10 protein-coding genes and 1 tRNA gene are annotated in these 18,290 nt (G+C 63.7%); 8 read left to right on the top strand and 3 right to left on the bottom strand.

Features of this window, described 5'->3' with window-relative positions; all coding sequences use genetic code 11:
• From QEG70_RS08230 to QEG70_RS08215, 4 genes are all read left to right on the top strand, one after another.
• A tRNA-Met gene (locus QEG70_RS08230) sits at positions 1-77 on the top strand.
• An 84-nt stretch (positions 78-161) separates the two neighbouring features.
• Positions 162-602 carry a hypothetical protein gene (locus tag QEG70_RS08225; RefSeq protein WP_308720207.1) on the top strand — a complete coding sequence of 147 codons (441 nt, stop codon included), beginning with the start codon at positions 162-164 and terminating at the stop codon, positions 600-602.
• A 447-nt stretch (positions 603-1,049) separates the two neighbouring features.
• The gene (gene bcsA / locus QEG70_RS08220) at positions 1,050-5,501 is read left to right on the top strand and encodes a UDP-forming cellulose synthase catalytic subunit (RefSeq protein ID WP_308720206.1); all 4,452 of its coding nucleotides are present in this window, start codon (positions 1,050-1,052) and stop codon (positions 5,499-5,501) included.
• 2 nt (positions 5,502-5,503) lie between these two features.
• A complete protein-coding gene (locus QEG70_RS08215; RefSeq protein WP_308720205.1) occupies positions 5,504-9,307 on the top strand; it encodes a cellulose synthase subunit BcsC-related outer membrane protein in 3,804 nt (1,267 codons plus the stop codon).
• 234 nt (positions 9,308-9,541) lie between these two features.
• On the opposite strand, the gene QEG70_RS08210 is transcribed toward QEG70_RS08215, so the two are convergent.
• Positions 9,542-10,054 (bottom strand): hypothetical protein, encoded by a 513-nt coding sequence (locus tag QEG70_RS08210; protein WP_308720204.1) that lies wholly within the window; start codon positions 10,052-10,054, stop codon positions 9,542-9,544.
• A gap of 388 nt (positions 10,055-10,442) precedes the next feature.
• Here QEG70_RS08210 and QEG70_RS08205 point away from each other — a divergent pair, with 388 nt between their 5' ends.
• Entirely contained in the window at positions 10,443-11,003 is a 561-nt protein-coding gene (locus QEG70_RS08205; protein WP_308720203.1) for a hypothetical protein, read from the top strand.
• A gap of 57 nt (positions 11,004-11,060) precedes the next feature.
• Here QEG70_RS08205 and QEG70_RS08200 read toward each other — a convergent pair whose 3' ends face one another.
• Positions 11,061-11,753 carry a TetR/AcrR family transcriptional regulator gene (locus tag QEG70_RS08200; RefSeq protein ID WP_308720202.1) on the bottom strand — a complete coding sequence of 231 codons (693 nt, stop codon included), beginning with the start codon at positions 11,751-11,753 and terminating at the stop codon, positions 11,061-11,063.
• 191 nt (positions 11,754-11,944) lie between these two features.
• Here QEG70_RS08200 and QEG70_RS08195 point away from each other — a divergent pair, with 191 nt between their 5' ends.
• From QEG70_RS08195 to QEG70_RS08185, 3 genes are read left to right on the top strand one after another with little or no spacing between them, the layout of a single operon-like run.
• Complete coding sequence (locus QEG70_RS08195) at positions 11,945-13,087, top strand: efflux RND transporter periplasmic adaptor subunit (RefSeq protein WP_308720201.1); 1,143 nt, start codon at positions 11,945-11,947, stop codon at positions 13,085-13,087.
• A 6-nt stretch (positions 13,088-13,093) separates the two neighbouring features.
• The gene (locus tag QEG70_RS08190) at positions 13,094-16,219 is read left to right on the top strand and encodes an efflux RND transporter permease subunit (RefSeq protein ID WP_308720200.1); all 3,126 of its coding nucleotides are present in this window, start codon (positions 13,094-13,096) and stop codon (positions 16,217-16,219) included.
• A gap of 4 nt (positions 16,220-16,223) precedes the next feature.
• Positions 16,224-17,720 (top strand): efflux transporter outer membrane subunit, encoded by a 1,497-nt coding sequence (locus QEG70_RS08185; protein WP_308720199.1) that lies wholly within the window; start codon positions 16,224-16,226, stop codon positions 17,718-17,720.
• 87 nt (positions 17,721-17,807) lie between these two features.
• Here the strand turns inward: QEG70_RS08185 and arfB are convergent, their stop codons facing one another.
• Positions 17,808-18,215 (bottom strand): alternative ribosome rescue aminoacyl-tRNA hydrolase ArfB, encoded by a 408-nt coding sequence (gene arfB, locus QEG70_RS08180; RefSeq protein WP_130731584.1) that lies wholly within the window; start codon positions 18,213-18,215, stop codon positions 17,808-17,810.
• Between the last annotated feature and the right edge of the window lie 75 nt (positions 18,216-18,290).

Here is an 18,290-nt window from a genome sequence, read left to right as displayed (position 1 = left end):
CGCGGGGTGGAGCAGCCCGGTAGCTCGTCAGGCTCATAACCTGAAGGCCGCAGGTTCAAATCCTGCCCCCGCAACCATATATACGTGTCTGATAAGACAACAGAAAAGCCACCCCATAAGGGTGGCTTTTTTTGTGCCCGGAACACCACCCGGATACATTTATGATGAAAATAATCCCAAAAACATCACCAGATCACTATCTCTCTGGCATGGCCTCGCTGAATGTTCCTTCAGCCGAGGGAACGGGTGACTGGCACATGCTGGGCACATTTAACGAGAAGAACACCAAGCCGCTCCAATTCATTGCAGGCCAGTCGCTTATCTCCATCCTCGGGCGCGATGGCATTGTAGATAGAAGCAGGGACGCTGACGAATATGGTATCCAGCACGATGGTCCCCTGTGCTGCGCCACCCATGCCCGGGCTATCGCGGATATGGTGGTAAAATCGATCCTTGCTGGAAAGAACGCGTCTTATGTAACTCTCGATGACTGGATGCCATCGGTCGCGGATAAAAGGCAGGTGTTTGATCTTTTAAGGCACGCCAGGATCGAGACCGAGTTCATGACCAAAATTGAGACGTGGATAAAAAAGAATCAATGAAAAAGCCCTGCTCTTGTAAGGACAGCGTAAGCAAGGCTCCGGATTGATGAACATGGTGGAGGAATAACCCCTCCTGCGCAGGGTATTTCTCGTCAGGGTTGCAATCATTCTGGTTCTTTTATTCTTCTGGTTGCATGTAATCCATGACCTACATGCCTGAACCTGCGGGCATGTCGTGCTGATTTCACGGGCACAGGCGTTGACAGAATTATATTTTCAATATAATGGGAGAAAAATTATTATAAAATATATATATATTCATAACCTGTTGAACGCAATTACAGGAAATAAATATACATGATGAATAATCATCGTGTAATAATAGGTCCTGATTTTTTGCTCATACAGTCATGGATGTAAAACCGTAAGGATCATCCTGTGACAAGGTCCTGATCCGCTCCTTTAAATAGTCTGCTCAAGGCCCGCACGGTACAGTCACGAATTTCCATGATCTGGCGCATTTTAAAATCTCCTCTCGTTTCTGGCCCGTTATTCGCCATACTTCTGGCCGTGGTCTGCCTGACCTACCTCTCCCCCGACCACCAGTTTTTCGTGGCGATTGGGGGTGCGATTCTGTTCTTTCTGGTTCGCCGGCACGATGAACGCTGGTCGCGCTGTTTCCTCATGGTGCTGTCCATCGTGGTGTCCGGGCGCTATCTGGTGTGGCGCTTTACCTCCACGCTTGATCTCGATGGCGTGTTGCAGACCGTTCTGGTTCTGGCGCTGGCGATCGGCGAAATCTATACCACCTTCCGGGTGGGCTTTACGTATTTCCAGTTGGCCTGGCCCCTGCGGCGGCAGATCCACCCGCTGCCGGAAGATGAAAGCAGTTGGCCGGTCATTGATGTCTATGTGCCAACCTATAACGAGGATATGGCGATCGTCCGCACCACGGTGCTGGGCTGCCTGGCCATGGACTGGCCGGCAGACAAGCTGAATGTCTATATCCTTGATGACGGGCGGCGGCGCTCGTTCCGTGATTTTGCCGCGCAGGTCGGCGCCGGCTACATCAATCGCGCGGACAGTAGCCACGCCAAGGCGGGCAACCTCAACCATGCCATCAAGGCGACAACGGGCGACCTTATCGCGATCTTTGACTGCGACCACGTGCCGGTGCGGGGGTTCCTCAAAAAGACCGTGGGGTGGATGGTTGCCGACCCCAACCTCGCGCTATTGCAGACCCCGCATCACTTCTATTCCCCCGATCCGTTCCGCCGCAACATGAGCCGGGGCATGCAGGTGCCGCCCGAGAGCAACCTGTTCTATGGGCTTTTGCAAGATGGCAATGATTTCTGGAATGCCACCTTTTTCTGCGGGTCGTGCGCCCTGCTGCGGCGCGAGGCCATTGAAGCGATCAATGGCTTTGCCGTCGAGACCGTGACGGAAGATGCCCACACCGCCCTGCGCATGCAGCGCAAGGGGTGGGGCACGGCCTATCTGCGCGAGCCGCTGGCCGCGGGGCTTGAAACCGAGACCCTCCTGCTTCAGGTCGGGCAGCGGGTGCGCTGGGCGCGCGGCATGATCCAGATGCTGCGGCTCGACAACCCCATGCTCGGCCGTGGCCTGCGCCTGACGCAGCGTATCTGTTACATGGCGGCGACGACGAACTACTTCTTCGCCATGCCGCGCATCATGTTCCTCATGGCGCCACTGGCCTATCTGTTCCTGGGCGTGACCATGATCGCGGCCTCGCCTTATGAGCTTGCGGTCTATGCCATGCCGCACCTGTTTCATACCACCATGACCATGTCGCGCCTGCAGGGGCGGTGGCGCTATTCGTTCTGGAGCGAGATCTACGAATCCATGCTGGCCCCCTTTCTGGTGCGCATGACATTCATCACCCTGCTTGCGCCGCACAAGGGCACGTTCAACGTAACGGACAAGGGCGGCCTGCTGCACCGCGAGTATTTTGAATGGCGCGCGGCCTATCCCGGCGTGATCATGGCCGTGGTGCTGGCGGTGGGACTGGTGAGCGGCATCTGGGCCGCGATTGTCCATTATCATGAAACGCTTGTCTTCCGCGCCATGGCGGTCAACTCGGTCTGGGTGCTGTTCAGCCTGATCATCGTGCTTGGCGGCGTGGCCGCCGCGCGTGAAACCCGCCAGCGCCGCGGCAACCACCGCGTTGCAGCCAGCATTCCGCTGACCGTGTTCACGGGCGATACGCAGCTCACCACATGCCGCACGCTGGATGTGTCGATGGGGGGCTGCCAGCTTGACTTGTCGCCCACACTGCCCCTTGCCGTGGGTGATGAACTGCGCCTGCACGCCACCCTAGCCTCCGGCCCGATCACGCTCCGCGTCACCCTCATCGACCGGCATGAGGGCCGTGCCCATGTGGCATGGATCATACCCGACCTCGCGACCGAGAAGCAGGTCGTGGCCCTGGTGTTTGGCCGTGATGATGCCTGGTCCCAGTGGTCCGACTTCCCGCCTGACAGGCCGCTCCACAGTCTTTACATGCTGCTTGCCAGCATCTGCGCGCTGTTCCGCCCCTATTCGCGCGGGCAGGCGGATGCGCCGTCACCGCCCGCGCCGCCTCCCCCGATCGCAGAAGAAAAACTGCCGGCACGGCATCTGGTCATTCCCCCGGCCCGTCCCTCGCGCACAGGTCATTCAAACCTGCCGCTCGTGATGGTGGGCCTGCTGCTATGCGGCATGGCAGGGGGGGCGCAGGCCGCGCCCGCACCGCCGGACATGGCGCCGGTAGAGCAGGCAGGCGAGTCCGTGACTGCGGTGGATGATGCGCACATGACCATGCTCGACGTGGATCGGGTCTCGCACCAGCCGCTCACGCGCACGCGCAGCCTTGCGGAGATCGGGCAGGAAGACGACATGGCGCTGCGTGCCGATGCGCCGCTGCATGGGTTCGGGGTCCAGGTCGGGCGCGATGTCATCATTACCGGCGGCACGCTGGCCCTTTCGGGGCGCGCGCATATGGGGCATGCGGCGGGGCCGGTAGCGGTGGCCGTCAGTGTCAACAATCAGGATGTCGGCGTCCTCTGTCCTGCGGCTGACGGGGCGTTCGGTCCGGTGAGCCTGCCTGTCAGCCCGTTTTTCTTTGACACGCATAACAGGATCAACTTCCGCTTGTTCATGCGCCCGGCCACCGGCAATGCGGGTCTTGCGGCCTGCGGGCCAGATGCCCGCCCCCCCGTGCCCGCTACCGCGCGGGTCAGCAATGCGGATGCATGGGTCAGGATCTCACCGGAGTCCACCCTTGCGTTGACTACGGTCAGCCTCGTGCCCCACCGGCTGCTCTCGGCGCTGCCCTATCCGGTGCTTGACCCCGATGCGGCGCAGACGCCGGTGGTCACCCTGGCCGTGCCTGACGTGTCAGACCCCGCCGTGCTGCAGGCGGCGGGCATGGTGGCCTCATGGCTTGGCGTCCATGCGCAGGACCGCCAGATCAGTTTCAACGTGACGGCAGGCGTGCCCGCGCAGGGCAATGCGGTGCTCATCGCGCCGAACCAGCCCGGGCCGTGGGGCATGCTGCCGCCGGGGCCGGAACTCGCGGTTATGCCCAACCCGCATGATGGTTTCGGCACGATCCTTGTCGTGACCGGGCGCAGCATGGCCGATGTCGCGACAGCGGCAAGGGCGCTGGTGCTGGGTGCGGAGCATGATGCGGCGGGGGTCTATGCCGCTGCATCCGTCGTGCACCCTGTTGCCCGCCAGCCCTATGATGCGCCGGGCCTTGTGCGCACCGACCAGCCCGTGACCCTGCGCGAACTGGTCTCGACAGCGGCCCTGCGCACCCATGGCCTGACATCGGGCACGCTCACGGTGCCGCTGTCGCTGCCGCCAGACCTGCGCTCGTGGCGGTCGCGGCCGTTCATGGCGCGGCTGCAGCTCAGCGCGCCGGAAGGGGACGTGCTGGAGCGCAGGAAATCCCATGTCAGCGTCATGCTCAACGGCACGTTCCTGCATGCCTATCCGCTCGTGACCTGGTCGCTCAATCCGTTCCGCATGGCGGGCGCGCCGGTAGAACATGACCTGGAACTGCCGGTCTGGAAAATGGGGCAGCAGAACACGCTGCGGCTGTATTTTGATGTCTACCCCCGGCACATGACGCAGGCCGAAGCGGCTGCATCGTCCGATGTGGTTGAACTTGACCCGTCCTCCACCATTGATTTTTCCAAGTCGCGGCATTTTGCGGTGCTGCCTGACGTGGCGATGTTCGCCTCTTCCGCCTTTCCGTTCTCGCGCATGGCCGACCTGTCGGAAACGACCGTGCTGCTGCCGCCCCATCCCGCCCCCGACACGCTGGCTGCCTTTATGGACATGATGGGCTTTGCAGGCGCCATCAACCGCTACCCCGCCACCGGCGTGAGCGTGCGGACCACCGACATGCCGGTCGATGACACGATTACCGGCGACATCCTGATCTTTTCTACGCTTGACGGGCTGGGCAACGGGCAGGCGGCGCTGGCGCAGGCGGGTTACGTGCGCGGCCCCTCGCTGCTGCGCCGCCTGCGCATGCGGGTGATGCACCCCGGCGCGCCTGAACCGGCATATAACCTGACCGAAGGCGCGGTCGTGGCGGCGCAGTCGCCCTTTGTCGCGCACCGTTCCGTCGTGGCCGTGCTGGGCGGCGTGCCTGCTGCATTGCCCGCCATGGTGCATGACCTGCGCGACCCCGCCACGATGCAGCGCTTTCACGGCGATATGGTGATCCGCCATGGGGCGCGGCTCGATAATTACCGCACGGGCGGGATCTATACCGTGGGCAACATGCCCGCATGGATGCTGCCGGACTGGTATCTGGGCGGCCATCCGCTGCTGCTGTGCGGGCTGGGGGGGCTGGCCACGCTGTGTGGCACCTTCTGGGCCATGACGGTACTTGGCGCGCGCAGCAGGCGGCGCATCCTGAACGATGATCTGACGGGCGACCTGTGACCATGACCATGAATGACCGGCCTTTCGCGTTCCGTCGCGTCCAGCTTGCGGCCCGGCGTGGCGCGGGGGCAAGGGCATGGGGCGGCGTTGCCCTTGCCGGGCTGTTCAGCCTGTGCGCGCCCGCCTGGGCGCAGGCCCCCGTGCGCTATGCCGAGGGCATTCTCAACGCGCAGATAGAAGAAGGCGCGTTCTGGATCCATCATGGCGATGACGCCCATGCCCGGCACGCGCTCGAGCGCGCGCTGCGCATAGAGCCGGACAATCTGGAAGCCCGGCTCATGCTCGGTGCCGTGCAGGTGCATGAAAATGACATGGCCGGCGCACGCGCCACTGTGCAGGTCCTTCAGGCGCAGGGGGGCGCGCAGGCACAGGTTGACGTGCTGCAGGGCTGGATCGGGCAGGGGGCGGTTGACCCGGCGGCGCTGGCGCATGCACGGGCGCTGGCGGATGCGGGCAAGAACCTGCAGGCCACGCTGGCTTACCGCGGCATTTACCATGGCGGCCACCCGTTGCCCGAAGCGGAGCTGGAATATGACCGCGTGCTGTCGGGTTCGATACTGGGCTACGCGGAGGCCACGCAGCGCCTGCGCGCGCTGGGCAGCCTTTTGCCGCATGATCTTGAAATCCGCATGGCGCTGGCGCAGGCCCTGAGCTACCGCCCGACCACCCGCGTTGATGCGATCGAGGACATGCGCGCGCTCGCCACATCTCCCGCCACGCCGGATTTCGTTCGTGACGAGGCCACGCAATCATGGCGCAAGACGCTGGACTGGATGGGCACGGACCCGCAGGCCGCCCCCTATTACCGCGAATGGCTGGCGCTGCACCCTGATGACACGGACATGGCCAGCCGCCTTCAGGCGCAGGAGAGCGCCCGCGCGCTGGCCGAGCATCTGGCGCTGGTGGGGGCGGGCTATCATGCGCTGGCGCATGGGGAACTGGACCAGGCGGAAAGCGATTTCCATACCTCCATGCAGGGCGGCGCCACGCCGCGCCCCGAGGCGCTGGAGGGTCTTGGCCTCGTGGCCCAGCGCCGGGGCGACGTGAAGGCCGCCCGCGCCTTTCTGGAGCAGGCGCACGCCCTTGCCCTCACGAATGAGGGCATAAGTGCCGCCCTTGCCGGGCTGGATGCGCCAGGAGGCGACCCGCAGCTTGCGCGGCTATGGGCGCTGGTGGGCCGCCACCAGTATGAGGAAGCATGGGCCATGCTGCCCGCCGTGGAAAAAGACCACGGCCGGATTGTCGATACCGTGCGGGTGCGGGCCATTATTGAACAGTCGCGCCACCAGCTTGCGCAGGCCGAGGCGGGGTGGCGCATGGTGCTGCAGATGGCGCCCGGCGACATGCCCGCCGCCGCCGCCCTGTCTGACGTGCTGATCGAGGAGGGCAGGCTCAGTGAGGCCGAAGGCTGGATCGTGCGCCTGCGGGCCGCGCATTACCCCGGCGTGACCACCCTTGAGGCGAAGCTGCTCGGCGCCATGGCCGAGAGCGAGCCAGACTCCGGCAAGCGGGCCATGCTGCTTGAGCACGCCGTGCGTGACGCGCCCCGCAATGGCTGGCTGCGCCTGCATCTGGCCCAGCTATGGCTGGCGCAGGGGCAGGTCGCGCGTGCCCGCGCGCTGATGGCGCCGCTGTGCAATCCCGCCCCCACAACCGATGAGAACCTGCAGGCCTGCTTCAGCTTCGCCCTGCTCGATCAGGATATGCCGCGCGCCGATGCGCTGCTTGCCCGCCTGCCGCGCGCGGACATTACCACGGCCATGGCCGATGGCGTGGCGCAGGTCAGGCTGTGGCACCAGATCCATACGCTCCCTGCCGATGACGGGCAGGCCATCGCGCTGCTTGAAGCCATGCCCGTCCTGCCCGACCCCGAGGGCACGCAGGCGCGGCTGGTGGTGGATGCGCTGCTCAGGCGCCACGCACCCGTGGCGACGGCTGCAGGCGTGCTGCACCGCGCCCTTGCGGGCAGTGCGGGGCATGTGAGCGTGAACCAGAGCCTGTCCTATGCCGGGCTGTTCATGCAGATGGATGACCCCGTGGCCGCGCAGCATGTGCTCGACGGCCTGCCCACCATCATGCAGGGCAGGCATCTTACACCCGTGCAGGCCCGTGACCTGCGCGACATGCAGCGCAGCCTCGCAATCGCGCAGGCGGATCGCGATGACTTGGACGGCCACCCCGATGCCGCCCGCCGCCTGATCGACCCGCTGCTGGCGAAGAACCCGACCGATGCCGATCTGCTTCTGGCGCGTGGGCGTGTCGATGCCGCCCGCAGGCTGCCCGGTGAGGCCGTGACCTATGACCGCAGGGCGCTGGCCCAGCGCCCCGATGACAAGATGGCCCAGGCCGCCCTTGCGCGTGACAGCCTGGCCAGCGGCGATGAACGCGCGGCCCGTGACATGGCCCGCACCCTGCAGGCCACCCACCCGCAATGGGGCGACACGTGGGAGATCAAGGCCGAGATTGATGGCCTGACCGGCCATGACCGCCGCCGCCTGCATGACGTGCAGCGCGCCCGCGCGCTCGACTGCACGCCCCGCCCCGATGAGGATGACACCACCGGCCACGGCACGCGCCTTGATGCAGGCTGCGCGCCCCAGCGCGTGCGGGCGGCAGATGAATGGCCTGATATCAGCACGAATTTCGTGCCCGGCATGGGTGCTGGCATGCCGGAGATCTATCATTACGACCCGCACCTGACCCCCGTGCAGGCGCTGGACCGGCAGGCCGATTACCTGTCGCGCACGCTGGCGCCGCAGGCGGATGGCAACCTCGAAATCCGCGACCGTTCGGGCCAGCCGGGGCTGGGCCACATGACGGTGGTCAATATCCCCATGACCGCCATCGTGCCGTTCTCGTCCACGCAGCACCAGTTTGCCTTCTCGGTCATGCCCAGCGTGCTCATGTCGGGCGATCCGCTGGCCTCGACCACCACGGCGCAGCAATATGGCAGCGTTGCGGCCAATGGCGTGCGACCGGGCTTTCATGTGCCTGCCGCCGTGGCGGGGGTGGCGCTGTCGGCGCATTACCAGTGGCGGTGGCTGGCGGCTGATGTCGGCTCGACGCCGCTGGGCTTCACCACGACCAACGTGCTGGGTGGCATTGAACTCACCCCGCACCTGACCCACAGCCTGACCCTGCGCCTGACCGGCGAGCGCCGCGCGGTGACCGACAGCCTGCTGTCCTATTCCGGCGCGCGCGACCCCGGCACGGGGCAGGTCTGGGGCGGGGTCACGCGCAACCGTGGGCATGGGCAACTGGAATGGGCGCAGCCGGGCTACAACCTGTATGCTGGCGGCGGCTATGCGGTGATGCAGGGCACCCATACGGTGGCCAACCACGAGAGCGAGGCCGGTGCGGGCGGGTCCGCCCTCGTCTGGCACCGCAACGATGCGCATCATGTGCGGCTGGGGCTGGACCTTGTGTATTTCGGGTACAAGCGCAACACGTATTTCTTTACCTGGGGACAGGGGGGCTACTTCTCGCCGCATGCGTTCATGGCCGCCCTGGTGCCGCTGACCTATGACGGGCATGCGGGACGGTGGACCTGGCTGTTCAAGGGGGAAGCGGGCTACCAGCACTATACAGAGCACGCCACGGCGATGTTCCCCATGGGGGAAGGCGGGCTGGCGGCACGCGAGCAGTATGCGGGCCAGTCCACCGGGGGGCTTGCGGGCAACGTGCTGGCGCGGGCGGTCTATCAGTTGACGCCTTCCCTGCGGCTGGGGGCGGAAGGCGGTTATTCGCGCTCAGGCAGTTGGGATGAAGTGCATGGTATGCTCATGCTGCATTATGCGCCGGGGTAAGAAGGCTGCTGGAAACTGCTATCATTTCAGGAATGCTATCGGATCTGCCAGCCTCTGGAGCCATAACGGATCGGGCGTGACAATGATGAAATTTGATGAAAAAACCAGAATAGGACTGATTTTTCGAATAACTATATAGACATTACTCCTGATCACGGAACTTGTGTCGCTCAAATATTGTCCATTCAGGAAATGGAATCATGAACGCGCCGCCGTTTCCATGCCGTGCAGGCTTTACAGCTTCTGCCGCATTTCCGTGCGGATCTGGTTGCATTGCCTAGTGTAGACGTTGGCCTGCGATGCGGTCATGAAATTGATGATGAACGCCCCGATCAGTGAACAGAATGACAGGCCGATTACGAATTTGCCGGTCACGTTGATGCTGGCATCATAATATTCCGCTGAATACCACAGCAGGAACAGGCTGAGTGCCGCGCCGATAAAGCCCAGGATGCCGGTGGAATGGATAAGGGAATCTTCCTCGCTGCTGAAGGATGAGGATTGCTTCCACAGCAGGTAAAGCTTCTGGTTCATTTCATCGACCTGACAGTCATGCTCGAGCTGGGCGGCGGAGGTCAGCTTCGCGGGTGCCGCGCGGTGCATGTCGAGTTCCTGCTGGGCCTTGGCAAAGACGCGCCGGCGTTCCTTTATGGCAGGCAGGCTGATATCCACAAAGCTGAGAATGGCTACATTCAGGCCTGCCGATAACTGCACGACAGCCTGATAATCACCCCACGTCTGACCCACGCAGCTTCTCCCTTGCTCTCACACGCCTGTTATTACGATAGCGCGGCACCGCATGATGCAGGAGGTTATAAAAATGGACGGCAGGGCTGCATCCGCGCCTGTTATGCCCCTGAAGGCATGGCCCGGGGAATGCATTCAGATAAAACCGTTATTGTAAAATGCCAGATCAGGAAAAGCTTCAAAGAACACTATCTTTGAAAAAGGGGACATCCCGGAATTTCCACGAGTGCAGCACATGCACTGGCCTGACTTTTCAGGCACCGTCTTAGAATATTTTTAATGCTTTCCGCCGATATTTTTCCTCCATGTCAGTTCTGGCGCTGTTGCCTTGCCGGAACTGGAATTTATGCCATGGGGGAAGAAAATGTCTGGTGGCCTAACCACGGGTATGAGCCGTTCCAACACGGGCAGCATGCCCCCCAACGGCGCCATGTCAGGCGCGGACCCCACGCCGGGAAGGGCGGAAGCCGCGGCTGTGACAACGCATGATGCTGATCTTCACCTCATGACCGATCAGGGCATTACCCTGCGCAAGATGCGCGATGCCAATCGCTATGCGGTCTTCATGCTGCCCCCGGATGTTGGCACCGTGCGGATCATGTCGCGCACCGTCCGCCCGGTCAGCATGGTTGGCGCCTGCGCCGATGACCGCCGCCCGCGTGGCGTGCTGGTCCGGCACATCAAGCTGTTTGAAGGCACCGTGGCCCGCCATATCGTCATGCATCTGGCCCAGAAAGCGCCTGCAGGGTGGCATGATGGTTTTTACGCCCCGCGCCCCGAACCCTGCCGCTGGACGGATGGCGGCGCATTGCTGCATCTCGGCCCACGCAACCCCGGCAGGCTGGGCGTGCTGTGCCTGGAGGTCCTGGCCGGAGGGCCATATCGCGTGGCGCCCGAAGGCTGCCCGAAAGCCGTGCCACCGGAAGCGGAAAAGCCGGTTTCGCAATAATCGGAAAGCTTCAGGTGCCCCCACTGTCAGCAAACAGGGGCGGTGCCCCGAAACGCGTTAGGAAGCCGCAGGGCAACCATCGCTGAAGCCCGCCAGAAAAATCTGCACCGCCCTGCGAAAACGCGGCCGCATGTCCTGCTCGCTCCATGACTGATCAGGCGCGCAGGCCAGGTTTTGCAGCATCAGGTCGCCAATGGTCATGCCAAACAGCATGTTGCCGTACATCGATATATTCTCCATCGGCCCGTTGCGCGCCCGCACGTAACGGTCGAGCCAGGTGGTGAGCACATTGTCCTTTCCGCCCGCGCGCAGGCTGGTCAGGATCTGGCGGATGTCTTCCGATTGTGGCGATTCGGTAACGAGTGCGCGGATCAGGCTGATGCGGTCGGGCCGCAGGATCACGCCGCCAAGGCGCATGAGCAGTTCGGTCAGTTCTTCCACCGGGTCGGCCATGTGCAGGCATTTGCCGGGGCTGACATTGAACAGCCTGCTGCTGACCAGCGTGTGGAACAGGTCCTGCTTGGAATGGAACATGAGGTACAGCGTGCGCTTGGACATGGCGGAATGCTGGGCCACCTTGTCCATCGAGGCTGCATGATAGCCGCATTTCTGCAACACTTCGCTTGCCGCATCGAGAATACGTTCGCGGCGTTCGCATTCCTCCATTTCCGGGGGGCGACCGGGGCCGCGGCGCGGGGTGTCACAGTTATCATGCATGGAGCCGTGTCCTTCCCGTCCAATCTTGCTCATTCGTAATCTGCTCCGGCCATTTTTGAATGGGTGCCCTGCTTGACCGCCTTATGGAGACGATATAGTTTTCCATTCATTGAAAACCAAATGGTTTCCTTATTTGGCTTTCCTATGGCGGCTATGTGCGGCAAACAGCACGGACGTGATTCAGAAACATTTTTAGATTACGGCCCTCAAGCCGGTTGGTGACCATGATGCAATATTCCCGTGTCGTAGCCCCGGCGGCTCTGATACTCGCCCTGGCGGGGTGCCAGAAGCATGCCGCTGCCCCCAAGATGCCGCCCCAGCCCGTTACGGTCATGACGCTCAAGGCCGCTCCGGTGGAAATCCACACCCAGTTGCCCGGCCGCACCGAAGCGTTCGAGATCGCGCAGGTGCGCCCGCAGGTCAGCGGCGTGATCCAGAAGCGCCTGTTCGTTGAAGGCACGGACGTGCAGGCAGGCCAGCAGCTCTACCAGATCGATCCCAGCATCTATCAGGCTGCGGTGGACAGCGCGCAGGGCCAGCTCCTGCATGCCCAGGGCAGCGAGGTCACGGCGCGTGCCAAGCTCACGCGCTACGGGCCGCTGCTCAAGGCCCATGCCGTAAGCCAGCAGGAATATGACGACGCGCTGGCCGCCGAGCGCGCGGCCCAGGGCGATATCCTGACCGCGAAGGGCCAGCTCGAGCGCGCCACGGTTGATCTGGGCTACACCCACATGAATGCCCCGATCACGGGCCGCATCGGTCGCTCCATCCTGACCGTGGGCGCGCTGGTCACCGCCAACCAGACCAACAACGTCGCCATCGTCACCCGGCTTGACCCGATCTATGTGGATGTGAACCTGCCCGCGACCGAACTGCTGCGCTTCAAGCGCGAGCTGGCGCAGGGGCGGCTGACGCGCGCGGGCGACAATGCCGCCTCCATCAGCATCACGCTGGAGGATGGCACGACCTACGAGCATTCCGGCAGCATGGAATTCTCGGAAGTGAACGTGGATGAAGCCACCGCCACGGTCGTGGTCCGCGCGGTCATGCCCAATCCCGAGCGGCTGCTGCTGCCCGGCATGTACGTGCATGCCCAACTGGCGGAGGGGCTGGACCCCACCGCCCTGCTGGTGCCGCAGCAGGCGGTGCAGCGCAACTCCCACGGTGACCCGCAGGTATGGGTGGTCGACGGCGATAACAAGGTCAACCTGCGCGCCATCACGGTCGGGCAGGCCATTGGCACGGACTGGCTGGTGACCGGCGGGCTGAAAAGCGGCGAGCGCGTGGTGCTTGAGGGCGTGCAGAAAATCCATTCCGGCGACACCGTCGCCCCGCAGGACGCCGCAGAACCGGCCAAGGCAGGATAATCCCCCATGTCTGTGTCGCGCTTTTTCATTGACCGGCCCGTCTTCGCGTGGGTGATCGGGCTGATCATCATGCTCGTGGGCGGGGTGTCGATCTTCCGCCTGCCCATCGCGCAGTATCCCTCCATCGCGCCGCCCCAGATCGCCATTACCGTGACCTATCCGGGTGCCTCGGCCGATACGGTGAACGATACGGTGGTGCGCCCCATCCTGCAGCAGATGTTCGGGCTCGATCACCTCGAATACATCTCCTCGCAGTCCTATGCCTCGGGGCAGATGGAAATCGACCTGACCTTCGCGCAGGGGACGAACCCCGACATCGCGCAGGTGCAGGTGCAGAACAAGCTCCAGCTTGCCCAGCCCAAGCTGCCGCAGGAAGTGACCGCGCAGGGCCTGAGCATTACCAAGGCCGTCAAGAACTTCATGATGGTGCTCGGCTTCATCTCGACCGACAACAGCATGAGCGGCGCCGACATTGCCGATTACGTGGCCTCGAACATCTCCGATCCGCTCAGCCGCGTGACCGGCGTGGGCGACCACACGCTGTTTGGCGCGGAATACGCCATGCGCATCTGGCTCGACCCGTCGAAACTGTACAAATACGGCCTGACCGTGGGCGATGTGCAGACCGCGATCCAGACGCAGAACATCCAGGTTTCATCGGGTGAACTTGGCGGCGTGCCGGCGGTGAAGGGCGCGCGGCTGGACGCGACCATCATCGGGCCGACGCGCCTGCGCTCGCCCGAGGAATTCGAGAAGATCCTGCTCAAGGTGCAGCAGGATGGCTCGCAGGTGCGCATCCGTGACGTGGCCCATGTCGAGCTGGGGCCGCAGACCTACAACACCCATTCCTACTACAACAACATGCCGGCCTCGGGCATGGCGCTCAAGCTCGCCCCCGGCGCCAATCAGCTCCAGACCGAAAACGCGGTGCGCGCGCAGATCCATGAACTCGAGCAGTTCTTTCCGCCGGGCCTGAAAACCGTCTATCCGCTCGATACCGAGCCCTTCATCGTGCTGTCGATCAAGGATGTGATCGTTACCCTGATCGAGGCGATCGGGCTGGTCTTCCTGGTCATGCTGGTGTTCTTGCAGAACTTCCGCGCCACCCTGATCCCCACCATCGCGGTGCCGGTGGTGCTGCTGGGCACGTTCGGCATCCTGGCCGCGCTTGGCTTTTCCATCAACACGCTGACCATGCTGGCCATGGTGCTGGCCGTGGGCCTGCTGGTCGATGACGCCATCGTGGTGGTGGAAAATGTCGAGCGCGTCATGACCGAGAAGAAGCTCTCTCCGCGTGATGCGGCCCGGCAGTCGATGGACGAGATCTCGGGCGCGCTGGTCGGTATCGTGCTGGTGCTTACGGCGGTGTTCCTGCCCATGGCGGCCTTTGGCGGCTCGACGGGCGTGATCTACCGGCAGTTTTCCATCACCATCGTTGCGGCCATGTGGCTTTCGGTGCTGGTGGCCATGGTCATGACCCCGGCCCTGTGCGCCACCATGCTCAAGCCCGGCACGCATGAAAAGACCACCGGGGCGGCAGGGTGGTTCAACCGCCATTTCGCGCGCATGACCACGGCCTACCAGAACGGGGTGGGGCGCGTGCTCGGGCATGCGGGGCTGGCCATGCTGGTGTTCGTGCTGATTACGGCTGGCGTGGGCTGGCTGTTCATGCGCCTGCCCGGTGGCTTCCTGCCTGATGAGGACCAGGGCCTGATCTTTGGCCAGGTCACCATGCCCGCGGGGGCCACGCTGGAGGAGACGGCGGCCGTCAACCGCAAGGTTGCCGATTATGTGCTCAGGACCGAGGGCAACAATGTCGAATCCGTCTATTCCACGAACGGGTTCAACTTCGCAGGCCAGGGGCAGAGTGCGGGTGCCTTCTTCATCCGGCTCAAGGACTGGGATGAGCGGCCCGCCGCCAGCCAGACCTCATCAGCGATTGCCATGCGCATCATGATGCATTTCTGGACCGACCCGGTCGCGCAGATCTTTGCCGTCAATCCGCCCGCCGTGCTGGAACTCGGCAACGCCACCGGCTTCGACCTTGAACTTGAAGACCGTGGCCACCTTGGCCACACCAGGCTGCTCGCGGCGCGCAACATGGTGCTGGGCATGGCGGCGAAAGACCGCCGCCTGACCGCCGTGCGCCCCAACGGCATGGAAGATGCGCCGCAGTTCCATCTCGATATCGACCGCGAGAAGGCCAATGCGCTGGGCATCACCATTGCCGACATCAACACCACCATCGAGGGGGCGCTGGGGTCGATCTATGTCAACCAGTTCCTGCGCGATGACCGCGTGAAGCAGGTCTACATCCAGGGCGAGCCCGATGCGCGCATGATCCCCGATGACCTGAACAAATGGTATATCCGCAACGCCACCGGCGGCATGGTGCCGTTCAACGCCTTCGTGTCCGGGCAGTGGATTATGGGGCCGCAGAAGGTCGAGGACTATAACGGCCTCAATGCCTTCGAAATCCTTGGCCAGCCCGCCGCGGGCTACAGTTCGGGGGATTCGATCGCTGCCATGAAGGAGATCCTGGCCAAGCTGCCCGCAGGCGTGGGGTATGAATGGACCGGGCTTTCGTTCGAGCAGATGGCCTCGGGCTCTTCCACCGGGCCGCTTTACACGCTGGCGGTGATCGTCATCCTGTTCTGCCTCGCGGCGCTGTATGAGAGCTGGGCCATTCCGTTTGCCGTGCTGCTGGTCATTCCGCTGGGCGTGCTGGGCGCGATCGTGGCCACCCTGCTGCGCGGCATGGCCAATGACGTGTATTTCCAGGTGGGGCTGCTGACCACGGTGGGGCTGGCGGTGAAGAACGCCATCCTGATCGTGGAATTCGCCAAGGCGTTTTTCGAGAACGGGGCAACCCTTGAGGAATCGGTGCTTGAAGCAGGCCGCGAGCGCCTGCGCCCCATTCTCATGACGTCCATCGCCTTCGTGGTGGGCGTGTTTCCGCTGGCCATCGCCACGGGGGCCGGTTCTGCCGCGCGTATCGCCATCGGCACGGCGGTGGTGGGCGGCATGCTCACGGCCACCCTGCTGGCGGTGTATTTCGTGCCGCTTTTCTTTGTGGTGGTGCTGCGCCTGTTCCGCGTCAGGCGCATGTCCGAGCGGACCAAGGGAGCGTAATGCAATGACCGTTCTCCCCACACTCAGGCGGGCCGGTGCCGCAACGCTTGCGGCCATGCTGCTGGCGGGCTGCACCATGATCCCGCATTACAAGCGCCCCACCCCGCCGCTGGCCAAGGCCTGGCCCGCTTACGCCACCACGGGCGACGCGGTGGCCGAGAACCCGCTCGCGGCCAATCTGGGCTGGGCGGAATTCTTCACCGACCCCCGGCTCAGGGCGCTGATTGCCATCGCCATCCGGCAAAACCGCGACCTGCGGGAGGCAGCAGCCGATATCCGCCGTGCGCAGGGGCAGTTCGACATCCAGCATGCCAGCCTGTTCCCCGCCATCAGTGGCGGCGGCGAGGCGATGTTCCAGGGACCATCGGATGCAGCCGGCCTGAGCTTTGCGCCTGGCCTCGATACCGGCCACCCGCCCATGTTCAAATATTACCAGATGGGCATTGGCGTCTCGTCGTATGAGATCGACCTGTTCGGGCGCATCCGCAGCATGTCGCGCGAGGCGGCGGAACATGCGCTGATGCAGCGTGAGAATGCGCGCGCCATGCTGATCAGCATCATCTCGCAGGTGGCCACGGCCTATGTTTCGTGGCTGGGCGACCAGGCTTCGCTGCGCCTGTCCGATGAGACGATGGCCTCGCAGGAAGCCACGCTGGAGATGGTCAAGGCCCGCTTCGCCCATGGCGAGACCGACCAGATGACCCTGCGCCAGACGGAAACACAGGTGGCGCAGAGCGGGGCCTTCCGTGATGAATCGCGCCGGCATGTGCGGCAGGATGAAAACCTGCTGACCATGCTCATCGGCCAGCCCATCCCCGATAACCTGCCGCCCGCCAGCCCGCTGGGGCAGCAGACCATCATGCAGGACCTGCCGCCGGGCCTGCCCGCCGAGGTGCTTGAGCACCGCCCCGACATCCAGGCCGCCGAGCATGACCTGCTGGCCGCCAATGCCGATATTGGCGCGGCCAAGGCGGCGTTCTACCCGCGCATCACGCTCACCGCATCCGATGGCATCAGCAGCCTGCAGCCGCACAAGCTGTTTACCTCGGCTGCGACCACGTGGGGCGTGTCGCCGCAGTTGCAGGTGCCCCTGCTCAACTGGGGGCAGAACAGCGGTAACCTGAAGGCCTCGCGCGCCATGCGGGCCTCGAAGGCTGCGGCCTATGAAAAGGCGGTGCAGTCCGCCTTCCGCGAAGTGGCGGATGCACTGGCCGCGCGTGACACCTATCGCGACGAGACGGGGCAGATGGACCGGTATGTCTCGACCTCGGCCGATGCGTACAGCCTGGCCATGATGCGCTACAGGGCGGGGACGGATTCCTATCTCACCTCACTGGTGTCGCAGCGCACGCTGTTGCAGGCGCAGCAGTGGCAGATCTCGATTGCGGTGTCGCGCTACCAGAACCTCATCACCCTCTACCGCGCCCTTGGCGGCGGCTGGACGGAACATACGCCGGTGCCCGCGCCGCCCAAGGGGCAGAAGGTGACCGGGAAGGGGTGAGAGGGAAGTTTCGGGCACCGCCTTTTTTCAAAAAGGCGGTGTTGTTCTGAAGCTTTTTGAAAAAAGCTTCACCAGAAACTTTTGTCCTCAGTCCAGATGGTTGCCGCTGCGGCCCTGCTTGATGCGGCTGCGGTGCTTCTTGTTGTCCACCCGCTTGCGGCGCTGCGTGCGCGAGGGGCGGGTGGGCACGCGGTAGGCCTGCACATGGCTGGCCTCGGCAATCATCTCATGCAGGCGGGCCACGGCATCCTCGCGGTTGCGGATCTGGCTGCGAAAGCGCCGCGCGGTCAGCACGATCACGCCATCTGCCGTCATGCGGCTGCCCGCAACCGTTACCAGCCTGCTCTTGATGCGGGCGGACAGCGAGGGAGAATTGCGTGCATCGAAACGCAACTGCGCCGCTGTTGCCACCTTATTGACGTTCTGCCCGCCCGGCCCCGAGGCCAGGATGTAGGTCACATGTAATTCATCATCGGGGATGGTGGGGGGCGGCATGGCGGTTTACGGTCCTGAAGGGCGGGAGATGTGGCATCCGCCTATGGGCCGCCCTGCGTGGGCGGCATTGCTGCA

The sequence above is a fragment of the Komagataeibacter xylinus genome (assembly GCF_031081985.1).
GTDB lineage: Bacteria > Pseudomonadota > Alphaproteobacteria > Acetobacterales > Acetobacteraceae > Komagataeibacter > Komagataeibacter xylinus_E.
The sequence above is the reverse complement of the archived record's forward strand: the minus strand, read 5'-3'. Positions and strand labels throughout refer to the sequence as shown.

Excerpts from the sequence above, each read along its gene's own strand:
- QEG70_RS08215 (WP_308720205.1), top strand. The coding sequence starts at position 5,504 with ATGACCATGAATGACCGGCCTTTCGCGTTCCGTCGCGTCCAGCTTGCG.
- QEG70_RS08190 (WP_308720200.1), top strand. The coding sequence starts at position 13,094 with ATGTCTGTGTCGCGCTTTTTCATTGACCGGCCCGTCTTCGCGTGGGTG.
- QEG70_RS08185 (WP_308720199.1), top strand. The coding sequence starts at position 16,224 with ATGACCGTTCTCCCCACACTCAGGCGGGCCGGTGCCGCAACGCTTGCG.
- QEG70_RS08225 (WP_308720207.1), top strand. The coding sequence starts at position 162 with ATGATGAAAATAATCCCAAAAACATCACCAGATCACTATCTCTCTGGC.
- QEG70_RS08195 (WP_308720201.1), top strand. The coding sequence starts at position 11,945 with ATGATGCAATATTCCCGTGTCGTAGCCCCGGCGGCTCTGATACTCGCC.
- bcsA (WP_308720206.1), top strand. The coding sequence starts at position 1,050 with ATGATCTGGCGCATTTTAAAATCTCCTCTCGTTTCTGGCCCGTTATTC.
- arfB (WP_130731584.1), bottom strand. The coding sequence starts at position 18,215 with ATGCCGCCCCCCACCATCCCCGATGATGAATTACATGTGACCTACATC.
- QEG70_RS08200 (WP_308720202.1), bottom strand. The coding sequence starts at position 11,753 with ATGAGCAAGATTGGACGGGAAGGACACGGCTCCATGCATGATAACTGT.
- QEG70_RS08205 (WP_308720203.1), top strand. The coding sequence starts at position 10,443 with ATGAGCCGTTCCAACACGGGCAGCATGCCCCCCAACGGCGCCATGTCA.